The sequence below is a fragment of the Caldicellulosiruptoraceae bacterium PP1 genome, from assembly GCA_041320695.1.
Classification (GTDB): Bacteria; Bacillota; Thermoanaerobacteria; order Caldicellulosiruptorales; family Caldicellulosiruptoraceae; genus JBGGOQ01.
On record JBGGOQ010000003.1, the window covers coordinates 20,336 to 37,872 of the forward strand.

A 17,537-nucleotide genomic window follows, 5' to 3' on the forward strand; every position below is an offset into this window, starting at 1 on the left:
TTTTAAATTAATCAATTTTAATATTCTCATTATTTGTCATATTTTCAAAATCTTTTTTTAAAAGCCCCATCAAAATCTTGTCATGAAATTTACCATCAATACACTTTGCCTCTCTTAAAACCCCTTCAATCTTAAAACCGCATTTTTGATATGCTTTAATTGCTCTTACATTCTCATCAAAGGTATCAAGTTCAATTCTATTAATATCAAGATTATCAAAAAGATACCTAATAAAAAGCTTAGTAGCCTCAGTCCCAAGGCCTTTACCCCAAAAGTTTTTTTCACCTATATGTATCCCTAAGGTAACTTTTTTATTATTAATATCATAATCTCTATAAGATATTGAACCTATAGCAAAGCCATTTTTTAGTTCAATAATAAATCTATGAACATTTGAATTTGCATTTTTGTACCATCTTTCAAAATCTTTAATTGTACTCTTTTCTCCAGTTAATCCTAATGCCCAAAATGCAACTTCAGGGTCATTATACCATTTCTGAAGAAGTTTTAAGTCTCCCCAAGTTAATTCTCTGATATTTATATTTTCTCCTTTTGCAATAATCATATTTTCACACCTTTTCAAGATAAGCTATAACACCATACTCTGTAACATCAGCTAAAGCATATGAACTTGAACCATCACGCGAATAAGTAAGACTACCAGGATTTAGAAATAGACAGTTATCTTTATAAAATTCTTCTTGTTCATGTGTATGTCCAAAAAATACTGCATCTACCTTTAAAGCTTTTGCATGTGAAACAATGTAATCATATGAATACTTTACCCTATACATATGACCATGTGTAATTAATATTCTTTTCCCATTTAATTCTATAATTTTTTCATTTGGATAATCTTTAGTAAAATCATTATTGCCCTTTACTATCTCAAATTTAACATCAGAAAAAATACCCTGAAGCCTTTTTGCATCAGAAACTAAATCTCCCAAATGAACAACCATTGATATTTTATCTTTATATTTTTTTATTAATTTTTCAGCATTTGAAGTAAATCCATGAGTATCACTGATTACTAAAATCTTCATAAAGCTCCTCCAAAAGCTTCTTTAGTTTAATAGCAGCATTAAATCTGTGACTAATTGAGTTTTTAACATTATCACTTAGTTCGGCAAATGTTTTATCAAAACCATAAGGTATAAAAATAGGGTCATAACCAAATCCATTATTACCTTTCGGCTCAAATGCTATTTTGCCATGACACTCACCACGAGATTTTAGTATGTTGCCATTTTCATCAATAAAAACAAAAACACACACAAACTTAGCTGTTCTATTATTCTCAGGGGTATCTCTTAATTTATCTAAAAGTTTTTCCATGTTCTTTTTATCATTTGAATCTTCCCCTGCATATCTTGCAGAATATATACCTGGTTCACCATTTAAAAGATCCACCATTAAACCAGAGTCATCAGCCAATGTTGGCATATGAAATAAATCGTAAATTACTTTAGCTTTAATAAATGCGTTTTCTTCAAAACTATTGCCATTTTCTATTATGTTTATTTCTTTGTCAAGTTCATCAATTGAAATAAACTCATCAAAATAATCTTTAAATAATTCTCTTATCTCTTCTTTTTTGCCTTTATTCTTGGTTGCTACTATTACTCTTTTCATCTTTTGCTACACTCCCGATTAAGTTTGCGTCTTCTCCAAGTAATTCTTTCTGGTAATTAATTAGATTTGTAATACCCATTTTCCCAAGATTTAATAGCTTTTGAAACTGTTCCTCAGAAAATGCTATTCCTTCTGCAGTTCCCTGAATCTCAATAAATTGTCCTTTTTCGTTCATTACAAGGTTTAAATCTACTTCAGCCTTTGAATCTTCTTCATAACAAAGATCCAAAAGCTCTTCCCCGTCACAAATTCCAACCGAAATTGCTGCAATATGGCTACATATAGGAAAATTCTCTATTATTTTTTCATCATATAATTTTTTGCATGCATCAAAAAGTGCAATAAATCCACCTGTTATTGAAGCAGTTCTTGTTCCACCGTCTGCTTGAATAACATCACAGTCAATGGTAATAAGTCGCTCACCAAGTGCTTTAAGATTTATTCCTGCTCTTAGTGTTCTTCCTATCAGTCTTTGTATCTCTTGACTTCTACCACTTAACTTAAGTTTATTTATATCCCTTGGATTTCTTTGTTGAGTAGACCTCGGAAGCATTGAATATTCTGCTGTAACCCATCCTTCACCTGTTCCTTTTTTGAATGGAGGTACTTTTTCATCAATAGAAGCAGTTACAATAACCTTTGTATTTCCCATTTCAATGAGTACTGAACCTTCAGCATATTTTATATAATTTCTTGTTATTTTCACTTGCCTAAGCTGATCATGTTCTCTTGAATCTATCCTCATCATAATCTTCCTTTCATTCAATTGTAATCTTATTTATTTTAAATGTATTTATATCAATTTTTGAAACATCATACTGATCCAAATAAAAAGGCTGCGAATTAGATAAAACCTTTATATATTGAATATTTGGGATCTCTTTTATTGTAAAAACCAATGACTCCAAAAATGCAGTTGTCATATCTTCCCCTTTTAGATCTTTTATTTGCTTTGAAAAATCAATTAAAATACTTTTATCTGTAATTTTATATTTATTAACTCTAAGGCCTTTTAGTAATGGTATACTAATAGAAATACTATTTACAAATGTCTCTAATATGTTTTTTATTATATTATCATTATTATATTTTATTTTAACCCATTTAGGAATTATAAAAAATCTATTATCTATTAATTTTGGATAATATATAATAATCTCGTTATTACTTTTCCTATAAAACTGATTAAGAACCTTGTCTTCACTTAAAAAAATTACTTTTTGAACATTATTATAGCTTGTCAAAAGGTATGTAACAGCTTTTAGAAATAAATTAGTATTTATATTATTATAAAAATTATTACTAAAGTCAACCTTTACATATTGTTCCTTATATGAAATACCTCTTAATACTATATCTTGAGGCAATATCTGATTAAGCCCATATTTTCTTATTGCAAAGCTTAAATTTATATTAAATTTGGTAAGTTCTATCCCTTTTGTAGCAACAAATAAGGTTTTTTCTTGTGTTATTGTTGCAGGGACTAAGTCACCATCTTTATCAACAAAAACTGTCAAAATGTCAAATGGATTTTTATAGGCTTGTTTTTTACCATCATTGAGATTATTATATATGTCCTGATCAACCAACTGAAATTCAATATTCTTCTCTATTTTATTTTTTTCATTATTTTTAACCTTACCAAGAATATTATTATCTATTGAACAAGAATAAAGAAATATCTGAAGAATTATCAATAAAATAATTAGTCCTCTTTTTCCCATTTTTACCCACCCTTTTATGTAAATTTTCCATAATAAAAATTATTATTGTTTTGGGTGGTTTAGAACAGAAAAAGAGGACTTTTTTTTATCTTTTTGATAAAAGCATAATAATTAATGAGGTAAGTGAAAAACAAATACTCACAAGATATAAAAACAAAACTGCCTGCTTTTGGTTCAAGCCTGCATCTAATAACCTGAAATGAACTTGGCTTTTATCAGCCTTAAATATTGATTTCCCATCTTTTAGCCTTTTAAATACAACAAATAAATTGTCAAATATAGGTAGTCCAAGTGATAGAATAGGAACTATCAGCGAAACTACTGTTGCAACTTTAAATGTTCCTTCTACAGCAATTGTGCCAAGCACAAATCCTAAAAATGTTGCACCAGAATCACCCATAAATATTTTTGCTGGATGTCTATTAAATATCAAAAAAGCACTTGAAACTCCGACTAAGGCTGCTGCCATATATGTTGAAATACCAGCAGAAGAAATTATAGTTAAGTTCATAAGTGCAACAAAATATAGCGTTACACCAGAAATTGTAGTGATACCAGCTGCAAGTCCATCCATACCATCCATAAAATTAATAACTGTCGTAATACCAAAAATCCAAATCACAGTTGCAAAATATTGAAACCAAACAGGAAAATGAATAAATTTATGTGTTATTGGGTTTGTAATACCTTCTATTTGAATTCCCATAATAAAAACTATAGAACATGCAAGAATTTGTATTGCAAACTTTGGTAGTGCCCCAAAATCCTTTCCTTTTGATTTATAATAATCGTCAACAACACCTATTAGCAATACTAATGAAGATGCAAAGAAAAACCCAATGAATTCTCTACTAATACCCCTTATTACAAATTGGGCAATAAAAAAGGCTACAAAAAGCCCAATTCCTCCTGTAACAGGTATTGGATATGAATGTATTTTCCTTTGATTTGGTTTATCAACAAAGCCAATCTCAATTGACTTTTTTTGTATATATGGTGTTATTAATATTACTGTAAAAAAGGCTATTAAAAATGCTATTATATCTTTTATAATTAAACTAACCATTAGTTTTTCCCTCCAATATCTTCAAGCTCTTGATCCTCAATAAAAATGCTGTCAAAAGATAATCATATAGTATAAAAATAATTTCAGAACTTATTATTGTTAGAATAATGCCATATCTAAAATTTAATACTTCTTTTATAATTAGTTTTGACATAAAATAAAAAATGATTAATCCAATATTAAAATACAAATATTTAAGAATAATTTCAATTAGAGGTTTGTATCCTTTTTCTAATATTGCTTTTACAATTGGATAAAATCCAGAGAATATTAAAAAGAATACTACTGAAAATTTATTTGGTACTATAAAAAAGCTTAATATACTTGAAGATAAATATACTAAAAAACCAGTTTTTATATTAAACAACCAGATTGATAATAAAATACAGATAGAAGATAATATATAAAAAATGCTTTTGCCTTTAGGAAGAATAGATGCAAGAAAAATAAATATAACACATAGTGCAGTTAGTAAACTTGAATATGATAGTCTTTTTGCATTCATACTTCCATCACCTTCTCATAGAAGAAGGTTTTATTCGCCTTAAATCCATATTTTTGTGAAGCAATAATCTGTTCAGTGCTACCAACAAATAAAATACCATTCATTCTAAGAGACTGATTAAATTTTCTATATATCATGTCCTTTGCTTCTTCAGTAAAATATATTAAAACATTTCTACATACTATTAAATCAAAATTTTTGGGATATTCATCTTTAAGTAAATCATGATGAGAAAAATTTACACAATTCTTAATTTCATCACTAATATAATATAATTCGCCAATTGCTTTAAAATACCTTTTTATAAATTCTGGTGGAAGGGATTCTAAACTTTTTTTAACATATATTCCTTGCTTTGCTTTTGAAATAGCATCATTGTCTATATCTGTTGCAAATATCTTTATATCTTTAAGTGGAAAAAATTTTGATAATAGCATTGCTAATGAGTATGGTTCCTCACCAGTTGAGCAGGCAGCACTCCAAATCTTTGGTTTTGGGTTTTTTTTCAATAAATAAGGTATCACTTCTTTTTCTAATATTTCCCATTGATTTGGATTTCTATAAAACTCAGAAACGTTTATTGTTAAATAATTAATAAATTCTGTGTAAAGTTTTGTGTCCTTTGTAATTGCATTATAGTAATCATAGAATCCTTCATATCCGTTTTTTTTAATTAATGATTCAATTCTTCTTTTCATTTGCTTTTCTTTATAATAATTTAGATTTATACCAATAAAATCTAATATCTTTTTCTTAAACCATTCATAATCATATATAATCATAAAATACCTTCTTTCATAAAAACATTATTTACATGTATGTTTATTAAAATAATCAAAAACATTTAATTCTAAATAATTCCCTTTATTAATAAAACCAATCTTTTCAAAAAAGGTATTAAAATCTGATAAATTAATTTTAATAAGTTCAATATTATTGTTATAACAATAGTTTATTAATGTTTTAACAAGCCCATCACCAAAATATTGGCCCCTAAAACCCTCAATAATAAATACTGAAAGAATCTCTGAATAGCAATTTTTTTTTATAAATTGCAGTAAACCTATAATATTGTTATCTATTTCAACAACTATATGTAAACTTTTTTGGTATAATTTAATGTTGTTTATATTAGCAAAATTGTGTATTTTTTCTTTATCATTATTCTGAGCAAGTCTTATTAAAAACAAAACTACATCCTCCTAAATCATACATCATCTTTAATTATAACAGATTTAATATTACATGTGTATGTATTTAAAAATTATTAATATATATTTATAAACTTTTTGCATTTTTGTTGATATAATAAAATTATTAAAAATAAAAGAGGTGAAAATATTGTTTACTTTTGCTGTTATTACATGTTCAGATAAAGGATCTAATAATCAAAGAGAGGACGTTAGTGGTAAAAGAATTATTGAAATATTGGAAAATAAAAATTACAAAAATATATACTATAAAATAGTTCCAGATGAAAAAGATGAGATAAAATCAGCCTTAATTGAAGCCTCAGAAAATAATGCAAATTTAATAATTACAACTGGTGGAACAGGTTTTTACAAAAGAGATGTAACACCTGAGGCTACGTTAGAAGTTATAGAAAAATTAGTGCCTGGCATACCTGAACTAATAAGATATAAAACTGGTCTTATAAATGAAAAATCATATCTTTCTCGTGGAGTAGCTGGAATACATAAAAACTCTTTGATAATTAACCTTCCAGGGTCTCCAAAAGCAGTACAGGAATGCTTAGAAGCGATATTTAATATATTGGAACATGGTCTTAATATTCTTTTAGAAAATGAAAATGAATGCGGTAAGCAATAACAAAGGAGCTGTCCATATTATAAATTGGCAGCTCCTTTATTTTTTATAATATATATTAATTTAATATTTTGCAATATATTGTATATTTAAATTTTCAAACATTTTTTGTTGAATGGCCTTTTTAATCTTCAATATAAAGTATCCCTACTGTTCCTGGGCCACAGTGTGTTGAAATAACACAGCTTGCATGCGTAACTAATACTTCATCAATATCAAGATTTTGTTCAAGTAATTCTTTAAGATATTTTGCTCCATTATCATAAACAGAATGTGTTACAAAAACCCTTTTTTTTCTTAATTTTGCTCCATCTCCTACATGATCATTATAAAAGTCCCTTAAAATCTTCTCTTCTTTACCTCTATATTTACTGCCTACAATCATACCTCCATTTTCAACTATAATCTGGGGGTGTATCTTAAGTAGGCTACCTGCAATCATTTGTAATGAAGAACATCTTCCGCCCATATATAGATACTTTAATGTAGAAATAATAAAACTGCTTCTTACTTTAGGAACTGTTTTAATGAGCTCATCATAGATAAACTTTGCATCTAATCCTTTTTCTTTGAGGTCTGCTGCTAATATTACCAATTGTCCAATACCTGTTGAAAGGTTTTTTGAATCAACAACATAAACTCTTCCATCTTCAAACTCTTTAGACGCAAGTAAAGCATTTTGATATGAGGATGACAAATTTGATGAAATACTTATATGTATTATATCATAGCCTTCATTAACATACTTTCTAAAAACCTCCAAAAAATTAGCAATAGGTGGTGCTGATGATTTTGGAAGTTCATTATATTTATCAACAAGTTTGTATAATTCTAATGGTGTAATATCCACCATATCTTTATAGCTTTGTCCTCCAATGTTTACATAAAGGGGTATGACAGATATATCGTATTTATCTAATAGTTCTTTTGATAGATCAGCTGTAGAGTCGGTTATTATCTTTATATTTCTCATAAAGAAACCTCCTAAAAAAAATTCGGACAAATAATATTATATAATTTATAGTGGCAAAAGTTAAGTAATAAATATGTGAGAATATGGGAAATTGGGTGGATAATGTAGGAAGATTTTTTGGCAATGAGAGATAAGTGTGCCACCTCAAACCGTCCCCATTGGCTCATTTGATTCTAATTATGTCACCCATCTTAATTTGACCACCCTTTATAACCTTTGCGAACAAGCCTTCAGTTGGCATGATACAAACCCCCACAGTCCTTGCAATTTCGCACCCACTTCCATGGCATTTTTTGCCTATTTGCGAAATTTCTAATATAACATCAGAACCTATTTTTAAAGTACTCCCTATCTTTAATTTTGAAAAATCAACATTTTTTGTTGTAATATTTTCTGCAAACTTACCAAAACAAAGTCCAGGTATATTATATTCTTTCATTTTATCAATGCTTGATTGATCCAACATGCTCACCTGTCTGTGTGATGAGCCTGCATGTGCATCTCCTTCTATTCCAAAATTTTCAATCACATTTGCCATTTCTATTGACTGTTTTGGTGTTCCTTTTTCCTTACTTATATTAATTGATAAAACAATACCAAACTTTTCATTTAGAAAATAACCAGATTTGCCACCATATTTTTCTATTAGTTGAATATCTGATATTATTATATCTCTTGTTACACCTTTACACATATCATATATTGTTTCAAGAAAAATCATAATTGAATTAATGGCTTCCATCTCTACACCTGTTGGTGATTTTGTTTTTACAATTGATATTGCTTCAATAAAGTTATTTTCTAAATCAATAGTATACTCAATATCTGAATAGGAAAGATTAATATTATGGCATAGTGGAATTAAGTCACTTGTTTTTTTCGAAGCCATAATAGCAGCAATTTTAGCAACAGTAAGAACATCGCCTTTTTTTATTTTATTTTCAATAATCATTTCTATTACTTGCCTTGGTAAATATATTCTTCCATATGCCTTTGCGTATCTTAATGTATCTTCTTTATGAGATACATCAACCATTTTTGTATGACCGTTTTTATCTACATGAGTAAACTCCATTTTTTATCCTCCTATCATTTGCATTGAATTTTCTGAAAGGTCACTCTTTCGCCTTTCATTTTTTAAATAGATGTAATTTTTTATCTTTTCCTGAAGTAACTCTGAAGAATGTAAGTAGCCATTTAAATCTAAATAATTTGTATCAAATAGACAGTTATATAAATAGCCTTCTGATGATACTCTTAATCTATTACATCTTTGACAAAAACAATTAGATACTGAATCAATTATACCAATTATTGTTGCATATTCAGTTAAGAAATAGTAATCAGAAACTGTGCCATTGTTAATAAGCTTAACATAAGTATATTTACTTAAAATATCATCTTTTGAAACATATTGATTTTCAAAAAGTTCCTTTGCCATCCCTATTGGCATAAGTTCAATAAATCTAATTAAAACATCATTCTCCTTAGCAAAATGTATTAACTTATCTACTTGAAAAAGATTATAGTCCTTTAGTAAAACTGTATTTATCTTAACTTTTTTGTATTCCTTTAATATTTTTATATTCTTAATTACTGAACTTAATTTATCACTTTTTGTAAGCTTTATAAAAGTATCTCTTTCAATACTATCCAAAGAAATATTTATACTATCAATTGGGCTTTCAATGACTTTTTTTAAAATTTCATCATTAAATGAACCATTAGTTGTTATATTTATGCTTCTATAGCCAATTTTATATGCTATATCAATAATCTCAAAAATATCTTTTCTTGCAAAAGGTTCTCCGCCAGTAAGTCTGAGTTTCACAAAACCAAGATTATAAAAAGCAATAAGAATATTATTTATTTCATTTAATGATAATAAATTCTTTTTATTTTGTTCTATTTTACAATAGTTACAATTAAAGTTACATTGATTTGTGACAGATAGTCGAAGATAATTATGTTCTCTTCCAAAATTATCTAACATTTTGGATAAACTCCTTTATAAAAGAATAATCTCAACCTGACTTCCCGCTTCTATATACTCAACATATTGAGGAATTTTTATATAGCCTGTTGCCTCATTTATACTTTCAATAAGGCTTGCCCCTCTTTTTAATATATTACACTTTACTTCATTTTCTAAATGAGTTAGTTTCACACGAATATATTCTTCAGCTTCCAATGAGGATGAAATACCTCTATCAATTCTTAATTGAAGCGTATTGTAATGTTTTTTTAGTTTAAAAGTATCAAAAAAAGCTGGCAAGAAAACCTCAATTAAAGAAAAAAACATAGAAACCGGAAATCCAGGTAGTCCCATTACTAATTTATTTCTAACCTTTCCTATAATTGTGGGTTTACCAGGTTTTATTGCAATTCCATGCACTAAAACCTCACCTATATTTGAAATTGCCTTAGCTGTATAATCATGATCACCTTTTGATGATCCAGCATTTACAAAAATAATATCATAGTTATCTATATTATCATTTATAACATTTTCAATTACTTTAATATCGTTAGGTAAAATCTCATTTATTGTAATATCAAATCTATAATCTTTTAGCGTATTCATAAATAATATCGAATTAAATTCAACCAATTGATTTTCGGTTGTAATTAGATCAGTAAGCTCATTACCAGTAGGAATAAATAGGACCTTTGGCATTTCATAAACCTCAAGTTGTTTATATCCACCTATTTTTAGTTTAACTAAATCAGCTTTTTTTAAATATTCTCCTTTTGAGACAATTTCAGTATCAATAAGAATATCTTCACCCTTTTTTCTTACATTTTGATATGGGTTATATGCCTGCCTAATTATTATTTTTTTATCTTTTACCTGAACATCTTCAAAAGGAACAACTGCATTATATTGCTTTATATTTTCCCCTGTTTGGACTTTTAGGAAACTACTTATTTCAACGGGGTTTGAATCAAAAGCTTGCAAAGTATCAGAAGAATATATGGCATAGCCATCCATTGCTGAAACATTTGCAGGTGGAGATGTTTGAGCTGAAGCATAATCTTTTGCAGAAAAATATCCAAGTGCATCATAAACTGATACTTTTTTAGTCTTTAAATTTATTGATTCTAATAAAATATTTCTAATAATATTTAATGCATCTTCTTTATTGAATGAACTAAAATAGTAATTCTTCACATTATCACCTCTATTAAAATAAAGTAACCTCAACAATATCTCCTTCCTTTATACCTGTTCTAGTTGCATCAAGCCTAATGTAGCCATCAGCATTAGATAATAATGTTATTGAACCTGATTTCCCATACAAAGGCTCAGCATAAACATTTTCTAAATATGATAATTTTACAAATACAAATTCAGTCCTTCCTGATTTCAATGAGAAATTTGTTTTTAAGATAGCATTAATTTTATTTTCATTAAACTTTCTACCTGTTATAAGCGAAATTAATCTTCTTACAAAATAATTGTATATAAACAAGCATGATGCTGGATGCCCTGGAAGTCCAATAACAGCTTTATTATTTATTTTTGCAATTATTGTGGGTTTACCAGGTTTTACTGCAATTCCGTCAACAAGTATACAATTATTCTCTATACCCTCTAAAACATTTAAAGTATTATCATAAGCACCTTTTGAGCTACCACCAGAAATTAGCACAATATCACATTTTTCTAATACACTCTTTATTGCTACTTCCAATTCTATCTTGCTATCCTTTACAATTCCATACATTATAGGAATACAATCATCTTTTTGAATACTTGAATATAAAGTATAACTATTTATGTCTCTAACCTTAGCATTATAAATTTCGTGGTTAATAGGAATAATCTCATTACCTGTAGAGATTATTCCTATTTTAGGTTTTTTATAGACCTTTACTTTTTCAATACCTAATGCAGCTAAAACTCCTATTGATGCTGGCGTAACAGTTGTTCCTTTTTCTATAACAATTGATTTATTTTTTATATCCTCACCTTTTTTAAGAATATTCTCATTTGCTGTAACAGGTTTAAATACATATAAAAGTCCATCTTTTTCAATGCAATTTTCAATCATTATTACTGAATTGGCACCTTCAGGAATTTCTCCTCCAGTAAATATTCTTGCACATGTTCCTTTTTGTATCTCTAAAGCAGGCTTTTCACCTGTTTCTATTTCTCCGATTATTTTAAGTGTTATAGGATTATCATCACTTGCTCCAAGTGTATCAAATGAAATTAGTGCATAACCATCAACAGTAGATTTATCAAAATGAGGAACATCTTCTCTTGAAATCACATCATTAGCTATAACCCTTTGGCATGCATCCTTTATATCAACTTCTTCAACATCTAAATAATAACTGTTGAAGGATTCTCTAATTATAGTTAAAACCTCATTTATAGTTTTTATTGTTTTCAAAATCTATCCACCTCTGTATATAATTCTTTTATCCTCAAAAATTAAATAATTAACATTTTCTTTCTCAAATAAGTCATTATTATGTGTTACCATTATTACAGGTTTTATTTTACTTTGTTCTAATATTATTTGATATACCTTTTCTTTTATATTGACATCTAAATAAGTATCGGGTTCATCTAATAATAACAAATCAGAATCTCTTATAACAGCCCTTATAAAAGATAAAATCTGTTTCTGTCCCATTGAAAGATCTAATGCCTTTTTGTCTTTATTCAATCTAAATTCTTCAAGCAATTTATATGCATAATCAATAATATCTTTTTCTTTAATACCCATTAAAATATTTGAAATTACTGATGTTCTAAAGATATACGGATTTTGGGGAAGAAGTATCTTTTTTTTATAACTAACTTTAATATCACCTTCAAAATCTTTATCCTTACCAAATATAATCCTTAATAAAGTGCTTTTCCCACAGCCATTTTCTCCTCTTATTATATAAAGACCTTCTTTTGTTATCTTGATATTTTCTGTATCAAACAAAAAAATATTATTATAGCTTTTTTTTAAAAATTTTATATCAATCAAAAACATCACCTTGTAAATAAAATAAAGTGGAATTAATAATATAAGAAATAATCAATAAAATAACTCCTAATATAAATGCATTTAAAAACTCACCTTTTGACACCTCAAAAACAATTGCAGTTGTTAAAACCCTTGTTTCACCTTGTATATTGCCACCTACTATCATTACAGCACCTACCTCAGAAATAGCCTCAGAAAAAGAAAAGATAAAAATATATGTAAGTTCTCTCCTAAATTCACTTATTAATTTTAAATATTTTTGCAATTTATCTATCCCGAGATAAGCAAGATTGTCTACAACAATGTTTAGATTTTTTAATAAAGAGTAAGTATACATTGTTGACACAGGTAAAATTAGAACAATTTGGGCAATAATCATAATGCTTTTGGTAAATAATAAGTTTAAACTCCCAAAAGGCCCTCTATTAGAAAATAGTAAATATATAAATAAGCCCGCAAGCACAGGTGGCATGCCATTTAATGTCCAAAGTAAGCGAGTAATATTCTTTTTCCCTTTAAAATTTCTTAGTCTAATTTGATAACCAATGGGAACACCTAAAATGAAAGAAATAATTGTTGAAACTAAGCAAACAATTAAGGTATTTATAATAATATTTACTATTTCATTTGCTAAGTACACTTATAAAAACCTCTTTTTTGTAAGTTTTTTTGTTGAAATAATTCAAATATACCTTTAGTTTATCTGAAGTGAGCCAGTTATATAAACTTTTAGCTTTGATATCATCTTTTCTATAAGCTGTAGAATAAACATTCTTTAATATTTTATCATTTGAATTATCATAATATATTTTTAAATTCTTAAATTTATCTAACATTGAATAAAATGTTGCATTATCTGTTAATGTGAATGCTTTTTTCTCATCAGCCATAAGGAGTGTCATTCCCATACCTTGTCCTGTTTTTATATAATTTTTAAAGTTTGGATTAATTTTAATCTCATTCCATATTTCTAATTCCTTCATATATGTTCCTGAATTATCAGCACGTGTTAAGAAATTAATATTATTCTTATAAATTGCCTTAAAACAATCATTTATTGTTTTAGATTTTGTAAAATATTTTTCATATCCTTTTGGCCCTACAAGAATAAATTTGTTATAAAAGATATCTTTATACTCATTAATAATACTCTTATCTTTTAATTCTTCCATAAAATCCTTTTCATGAATAAGAATAATATCAACATCACCATTCTCTAATAATTTTTTAGCTTGGCCACTACCAACAGACATTATCATAACTTTATTTTTACTTATTTTTTCGTATTTTGGTATTATATAATCCAAAAGACCACTATCATATACACTTGTTGTTGTAGCAAGCTTTATTACATTTGTCTTGGCATAAACAGAAGTCATAAAAATGCTAATAAACACAACAATAGTTAATAAACTTATTACTCGTTTCATATATTTTTACCCCCATATTTATATTTATCTATAATAAATAAAAAAGGATACTTTCTTCCCGCTCTATAAAGGTAATAAGAAAGTATCCCTTTCATTATTAAAAAAAAGGCATTTTCTATCTTTCCTTTCCAAGCGGGAGGCAAAATGGTTTCCCAGTTTTACCCTATCGGTCTTTATCCCATGAGATTAATTCTTTTAGGTTATAAAGACTCGGAAAGATGTTAATATTCAATTTTCCTAAAATTATTATTAAGTAGATCAATAAGTAAACAATATCCTTTTAATATCTCACCCTTTTGAGATATAATCTTGCAAAATTCACTAAGTTCTAATGAAGCAATAAGCATTGGTGAAAATACAGGATTCCCGGTTTCATTTTCAATTCCTGAAGGACTTTTTATTAGTTTTTCAAAAGGTGGTGTTTCAGGTGTAATAATGGTCACTTGTCCATACCACCCTGCACATCCCCCATGAATTAAAATCTTATTATTTTTTTGTGCAAATTTAGAAAGACTCTTTCTAATATCATAATTATCTGTTGCGTCAAAAATAAATTGTGCCTCATATAGAAAAGCATCGAGGTTTTCAGCATAAGCTTTTTCTTTAATAGGTTCAAAATAAACATTATGATTTATTTCTTTAACTCTTTTCTCTGCTTCAAAAACCTTGTATTTACCAATATTATTAATATTAGATAAAATTTGTCTATTCAAATTGCTTTCTTCAAAAGCATCCATGTCTACACCAATAATTTTTTTAACTCCAAGGCGGGATAAGCCTTCAATCAAAAATCCACCTATCCCACCTAAGCCTACAACAGCAACTGTTGTAATCCCCATCTTGGCTTGTGCTACTTCACTTATTGTCCCTATATTTTTTAAATATCTATTTTGCAAGACTATCCCCCCATTGCATAAGGGATAACCTCTAATTTATCACCATCATTTAGTATATACTCTTCATCAACCCTTTTGCCATTTACTATAACAAATCCTATTCTTTCCTTTGGTATACCAATTTGATTTATAAAATCAGAAACTTTTATAGGTGATTCTAATTCAATATTATAGCTACCAGTTTTGACGCTAAAGCGAGAGAAAAAACTATTGATTTCTACTCTAATCTTCATATTCTCTCTCCACCCTTTCAATATACATATTTAAAAGCTTCTTTAGTCTTTCTTCATCCATTTTGCCCCATAATGTATCTGTTTGAAAAATTCTTTTTGGGAATTTAATATCTTTGAGAGAAAAACCTAATTGTTTTTTTAGTTTTATTTTTGTATAAAAAATATCATCTGCTAATCTATTTAAATCTTCATCATTCCAGTTAATACCAACTGAATTCAAGGCAGCAAGTATAGTTTTTCGATCGTAAACTTTTCGGGCAAAAAGGCAAATACAGAGTGAAGTTAAAACACCTCTTTCCTTTTCTTCTTCTATTATATAATCTATAATTTTATCATCAACCAATTCTTTGGCTGATTGATCATATGAATATCCAGCGTTATCAAGGTGTGAGTGCCTTGAACCAACTGTTTGGCCTAATGCGAAAGCATAACCTGTGTGATATCCTGCCATTTCGTTATTTGAAAGAAGTAATGCAAAATCTTCTCCACCATATTTTTTAACAGCCTCTTTTAATCCATTTCCTAAGGTATAATAAAAATCATTTACTCTATCTGCAATGTAGTTTATTGCTTTTATATATTCCTTAGTATTGCCAAATTCTAATTCACAAAGCGTGTCATTTTTCTTTATAAGACCTTTTTGGTAAGCTTCTGTTGCCCATGCTAAAACAACACCTGTTGTCATAGCATCTAAACCCATTTCTTCAACCTCATCAATAATTTCCAAAACCTCATCGCTTGTTCGTATGCCAAGCATACTTCCAAGTGCATAAATAAGTTCATGGTCATATGAAACAGCTATTGATTCATATTCATACCCTTTATCAAACTCTCTTCTAAATTGTCCAATATGAATACAACCAATTGGACAACCTACACAAGAAACCTTTCTAACAAGATTTTTTTCGGCAAATCTTTCACCAGAAATCTCATCTGCATATTCAAACTTTGATTGTAAAAGGTTTCTTGTTGGTAATGAACTTATCGCATTTAATATCTTAATATTCATAGGTGTTCCAAGTTCATGATATTTTGCCATTGCATCTGTTTGAGTTGCCTTTTTATAAATCTCTTGATAAACCTTAAAATAATCCTTAAGGCTCCCAACTGGTATATCTTTTTCTCCCATAATCATAACTGCTTTAAGATTTTTACTGCCAAAAACTGTTCCTATCCCTAATCTTCCAAAATGTCTATAAGTATCAACATTTACACAAGCATAACTTACTAAATTTTCGCCTGCTCTACCTATCCTAATAATACTTCTTTTGCCAGGACCAGGTTCTCTTTCTCTTATTACTCTTCCTGTTTCTTCAACAGTTAAACCCCACATTGCCCTTGCATCTTTAAATTCAATGTTCTTATCTGTTAATGTAATGTATGTTGGTTTTTCTGCTTTTCCTGTAATAACAAGGGCATCATATCCTGCATTTCTAATTGCCATAGCAAGCCTTCCACCTGCATGGCTTTCTCCATATTCTCCAGTATGAGGCGAAATAAATGTTGCAACTGCTTTTGTAACAACAGGAAAGATTGTAGATAATGGCCCAATTGATAATATAAGTGGTTGCTCAGGATCTAATGGTGATTTATCAAATTTAGCATTCTCCTCAAGTAGTTTTACTCCTATACCTGTTCCACCTAAATATCTATATAAATCTTTACTTTCTTCTATCCTTGCTTCTTTTTTTGATAAATCTATATACAAAACTCTTACAAAATCTTTACCCAACATCTATTCCTTCACCTCTTCCATACTTAAACATTCATGCGGACACATTCTAACACAAGCTCCACAATGTTTACAAATAATTGGTATATGTTGGTCATTATCCATATGAATTGACCCAACAATGCACGCAGACACACACTTTTCACAGGCAATGCATCTTTCTCTAATAAGTTTTACTCCACCACCTGGTCTTTTTTCAAGTGCTTTTGTAGGACAAGCCTCAGCACATGCAGGTTCTTTGCAAGCAACACAAATTGTAGCTGCAAATTTACTTTGTAGCCCACCTCTTGTTTTTATCTTTATTGAACTTTTTGTAAGATTATGACTTTCGTGATTAACAGATGCACATACAAGCATACATGTAAAGCAACCTAAACATTTATTTATATTGTCAGCTCTTAATACTTTTGGCATAATTTTCACCCACCTAAAAAATTAATTCTTAAATTAAATTGTTTATTTTTTAACAATATTATATTACCAAAAATGAAATTTTTCAAGTTCAAAGTTTCATTTGAAACAATA

At 28.3% G+C, this 17,537-nt stretch carries 22 protein-coding genes and 1 riboswitch; of the genes, 1 reads left to right on the plus strand and 21 read right to left on the minus strand.

Annotated elements, in window-relative coordinates:
• Positions 1 to 7: 7 nt before the first annotated feature.
• The 9 genes from ACAG39_05810 to ACAG39_05850 all read right to left on the minus strand — a co-directional run bounded on the left by ACAG39_05810 (position 8) and on the right by ACAG39_05850 (position 6,120).
• The gene (locus ACAG39_05810; GenBank protein MEZ0536753.1) at positions 8 to 565 is read right to left on the minus strand and encodes a GNAT family N-acetyltransferase; all 558 of its coding nucleotides are present in this window, start codon (positions 563 to 565) and stop codon (positions 8 to 10) included.
• A gap of 4 nt (positions 566 to 569) precedes the next feature.
• Positions 570 to 1,046, minus strand: coding sequence for a metallophosphoesterase (locus ACAG39_05815; protein ID MEZ0536754.1), 477 nt, complete (start codon positions 1,044 to 1,046; stop codon positions 570 to 572).
• Positions 1,024 to 1,635 (minus strand): XTP/dITP diphosphatase, encoded by a 612-nt coding sequence (locus ACAG39_05820; protein MEZ0536755.1) that lies wholly within the window; start codon positions 1,633 to 1,635, stop codon positions 1,024 to 1,026. The genes ACAG39_05815 and ACAG39_05820 overlap by 23 nt, the downstream gene beginning before the upstream one ends.
• Complete coding sequence (gene rph / locus ACAG39_05825) at positions 1,604 to 2,383, minus strand: ribonuclease PH (GenBank protein MEZ0536756.1); 780 nt, start codon at positions 2,381 to 2,383, stop codon at positions 1,604 to 1,606. Before rph ends, ACAG39_05820 begins: the two co-directional genes overlap by 32 nt.
• Before the next feature lie 10 nt (positions 2,384 to 2,393).
• On the minus strand, positions 2,394 to 3,359 hold the full coding sequence (locus ACAG39_05830; protein MEZ0536757.1) for a GerMN domain-containing protein: 966 nt from the start codon (positions 3,357 to 3,359) through the stop codon (positions 2,394 to 2,396).
• Positions 3,360 to 3,444: 85 nt separating this feature from the next.
• The gene (locus tag ACAG39_05835) at positions 3,445 to 4,425 is read right to left on the minus strand and encodes an MraY family glycosyltransferase (GenBank protein ID MEZ0536758.1); all 981 of its coding nucleotides are present in this window, start codon (positions 4,423 to 4,425) and stop codon (positions 3,445 to 3,447) included.
• Positions 4,418 to 4,930, minus strand: coding sequence for a hypothetical protein (locus ACAG39_05840; protein ID MEZ0536759.1), 513 nt, complete (start codon positions 4,928 to 4,930; stop codon positions 4,418 to 4,420). The genes ACAG39_05835 and ACAG39_05840 overlap by 8 nt, the downstream gene beginning before the upstream one ends.
• Positions 4,927 to 5,709 carry a protein-glutamate O-methyltransferase CheR gene (locus tag ACAG39_05845; GenBank protein ID MEZ0536760.1) on the minus strand — a complete coding sequence of 261 codons (783 nt, stop codon included), beginning with the start codon at positions 5,707 to 5,709 and terminating at the stop codon, positions 4,927 to 4,929. The genes ACAG39_05840 and ACAG39_05845 overlap by 4 nt, the downstream gene beginning before the upstream one ends.
• Before the next feature lie 27 nt (positions 5,710 to 5,736).
• Positions 5,737 to 6,120, minus strand: a complete 384-nt coding sequence (locus ACAG39_05850) for a GNAT family N-acetyltransferase (GenBank protein ID MEZ0536761.1) — start codon at positions 6,118 to 6,120, stop codon at positions 5,737 to 5,739.
• Positions 6,121 to 6,268: 148 nt separating this feature from the next.
• Here ACAG39_05850 and ACAG39_05855 point away from each other — a divergent pair, with 148 nt between their 5' ends.
• Positions 6,269 to 6,760 carry a MogA/MoaB family molybdenum cofactor biosynthesis protein gene (locus tag ACAG39_05855; GenBank protein MEZ0536762.1) on the plus strand — a complete coding sequence of 164 codons (492 nt, stop codon included), beginning with the start codon at positions 6,269 to 6,271 and terminating at the stop codon, positions 6,758 to 6,760.
• A gap of 121 nt (positions 6,761 to 6,881) precedes the next feature.
• On the opposite strand, the gene ACAG39_05860 is transcribed toward ACAG39_05855, so the two are convergent.
• The 12 genes from ACAG39_05860 to ACAG39_05915 all read right to left on the minus strand — a co-directional run bounded on the left by ACAG39_05860 (position 6,882) and on the right by ACAG39_05915 (position 17,426).
• On the minus strand, positions 6,882 to 7,730 hold the full coding sequence (locus ACAG39_05860) for a DegV family protein (GenBank protein MEZ0536763.1): 849 nt from the start codon (positions 7,728 to 7,730) through the stop codon (positions 6,882 to 6,884).
• Between the two features lie 163 nt (positions 7,731 to 7,893).
• Positions 7,894 to 8,805: a cyclic pyranopterin monophosphate synthase MoaC/MOSC-domain-containing protein gene (locus ACAG39_05865; protein ID MEZ0536764.1), complete on the minus strand. Its 912-nt coding sequence runs from the start codon at positions 8,803 to 8,805 to the stop codon at positions 7,894 to 7,896.
• A gap of 3 nt (positions 8,806 to 8,808) precedes the next feature.
• A complete protein-coding gene (locus tag ACAG39_05870) occupies positions 8,809 to 9,723 on the minus strand; it encodes a GTP 3',8-cyclase MoaA (GenBank protein MEZ0536765.1) in 915 nt (304 codons plus the stop codon).
• Between the two features lie 15 nt (positions 9,724 to 9,738).
• Complete coding sequence (locus ACAG39_05875; protein MEZ0536766.1) at positions 9,739 to 10,902, minus strand: molybdopterin molybdotransferase MoeA; 1,164 nt, start codon at positions 10,900 to 10,902, stop codon at positions 9,739 to 9,741.
• Between the two features lie 13 nt (positions 10,903 to 10,915).
• Positions 10,916 to 12,130, minus strand: a complete 1,215-nt coding sequence (gene glp / locus ACAG39_05880) for a gephyrin-like molybdotransferase Glp (GenBank protein MEZ0536767.1) — start codon at positions 12,128 to 12,130, stop codon at positions 10,916 to 10,918.
• 3 nt (positions 12,131 to 12,133) lie between these two features.
• Entirely contained in the window at positions 12,134 to 12,721 is a 588-nt protein-coding gene (locus tag ACAG39_05885; GenBank protein ID MEZ0536768.1) for an ATP-binding cassette domain-containing protein, read from the minus strand.
• On the minus strand, positions 12,714 to 13,361 hold the full coding sequence (locus tag ACAG39_05890) for an ABC transporter permease (GenBank protein MEZ0536769.1): 648 nt from the start codon (positions 13,359 to 13,361) through the stop codon (positions 12,714 to 12,716). The genes ACAG39_05885 and ACAG39_05890 overlap by 8 nt, the downstream gene beginning before the upstream one ends.
• Positions 13,345 to 14,151 carry a substrate-binding domain-containing protein gene (locus ACAG39_05895; protein MEZ0536770.1) on the minus strand — a complete coding sequence of 269 codons (807 nt, stop codon included), beginning with the start codon at positions 14,149 to 14,151 and terminating at the stop codon, positions 13,345 to 13,347. Before ACAG39_05895 ends, ACAG39_05890 begins: the two co-directional genes overlap by 17 nt.
• Positions 14,152 to 14,256: 105 nt before the next feature.
• Positions 14,257 to 14,379, minus strand: a riboswitch (molybdenum cofactor riboswitch).
• Positions 14,373 to 15,047 (minus strand): ThiF family adenylyltransferase, encoded by a 675-nt coding sequence (locus tag ACAG39_05900; GenBank protein MEZ0536771.1) that lies wholly within the window; start codon positions 15,045 to 15,047, stop codon positions 14,373 to 14,375. Its footprint overlaps the riboswitch before it by 7 nt.
• Positions 15,048 to 15,049: 2 nt before the next feature.
• Positions 15,050 to 15,280, minus strand: coding sequence for a MoaD/ThiS family protein (locus ACAG39_05905; protein ID MEZ0536772.1), 231 nt, complete (start codon positions 15,278 to 15,280; stop codon positions 15,050 to 15,052).
• Entirely contained in the window at positions 15,270 to 17,015 is a 1,746-nt protein-coding gene (locus ACAG39_05910; protein MEZ0536773.1) for an aldehyde ferredoxin oxidoreductase N-terminal domain-containing protein, read from the minus strand. The genes ACAG39_05905 and ACAG39_05910 overlap by 11 nt, the downstream gene beginning before the upstream one ends.
• Complete coding sequence (locus ACAG39_05915) at positions 17,016 to 17,426, minus strand: 4Fe-4S binding protein (GenBank protein MEZ0536774.1); 411 nt, start codon at positions 17,424 to 17,426, stop codon at positions 17,016 to 17,018. It abuts the gene before it with no gap.
• Between the last annotated feature and the right edge of the window lie 111 nt (positions 17,427 to 17,537).

Coding starts and splice junctions, on each gene's coding strand:
- ACAG39_05865 (MEZ0536764.1), bottom strand. CDS start 8,805: ATGGAGTTTACTCATGTAGATAAAAACGGTCATACAAAAATGGTTGAT.
- ACAG39_05830 (MEZ0536757.1), bottom strand. CDS start 3,359: ATGGGAAAAAGAGGACTAATTATTTTATTGATAATTCTTCAGATATTT.
- ACAG39_05835 (MEZ0536758.1), bottom strand. CDS start 4,425: ATGGTTAGTTTAATTATAAAAGATATAATAGCATTTTTAATAGCCTTT.
- ACAG39_05870 (MEZ0536765.1), bottom strand. CDS start 9,723: ATGTTAGATAATTTTGGAAGAGAACATAATTATCTTCGACTATCTGTC.
- rph (MEZ0536756.1), bottom strand. CDS start 2,383: ATGATGAGGATAGATTCAAGAGAACATGATCAGCTTAGGCAAGTGAAA.
- ACAG39_05910 (MEZ0536773.1), bottom strand. CDS start 17,015: ATGTTGGGTAAAGATTTTGTAAGAGTTTTGTATATAGATTTATCAAAA.
- ACAG39_05815 (MEZ0536754.1), bottom strand. CDS start 1,046: ATGAAGATTTTAGTAATCAGTGATACTCATGGATTTACTTCAAATGCT.
- ACAG39_05820 (MEZ0536755.1), bottom strand. CDS start 1,635: ATGAAAAGAGTAATAGTAGCAACCAAGAATAAAGGCAAAAAAGAAGAG.
- ACAG39_05915 (MEZ0536774.1), bottom strand. CDS start 17,426: ATGCCAAAAGTATTAAGAGCTGACAATATAAATAAATGTTTAGGTTGC.
- ACAG39_05840 (MEZ0536759.1), bottom strand. CDS start 4,930: ATGAATGCAAAAAGACTATCATATTCAAGTTTACTAACTGCACTATGT.
- ACAG39_05810 (MEZ0536753.1), bottom strand. CDS start 565: ATGATTATTGCAAAAGGAGAAAATATAAATATCAGAGAATTAACTTGG.
- ACAG39_05905 (MEZ0536772.1), bottom strand. CDS start 15,280: ATGAAGATTAGAGTAGAAATCAATAGTTTTTTCTCTCGCTTTAGCGTC.
- ACAG39_05860 (MEZ0536763.1), bottom strand. CDS start 7,730: ATGAGAAATATAAAGATAATAACCGACTCTACAGCTGATCTATCAAAA.
- ACAG39_05895 (MEZ0536770.1), bottom strand. CDS start 14,151: ATGAAACGAGTAATAAGTTTATTAACTATTGTTGTGTTTATTAGCATT.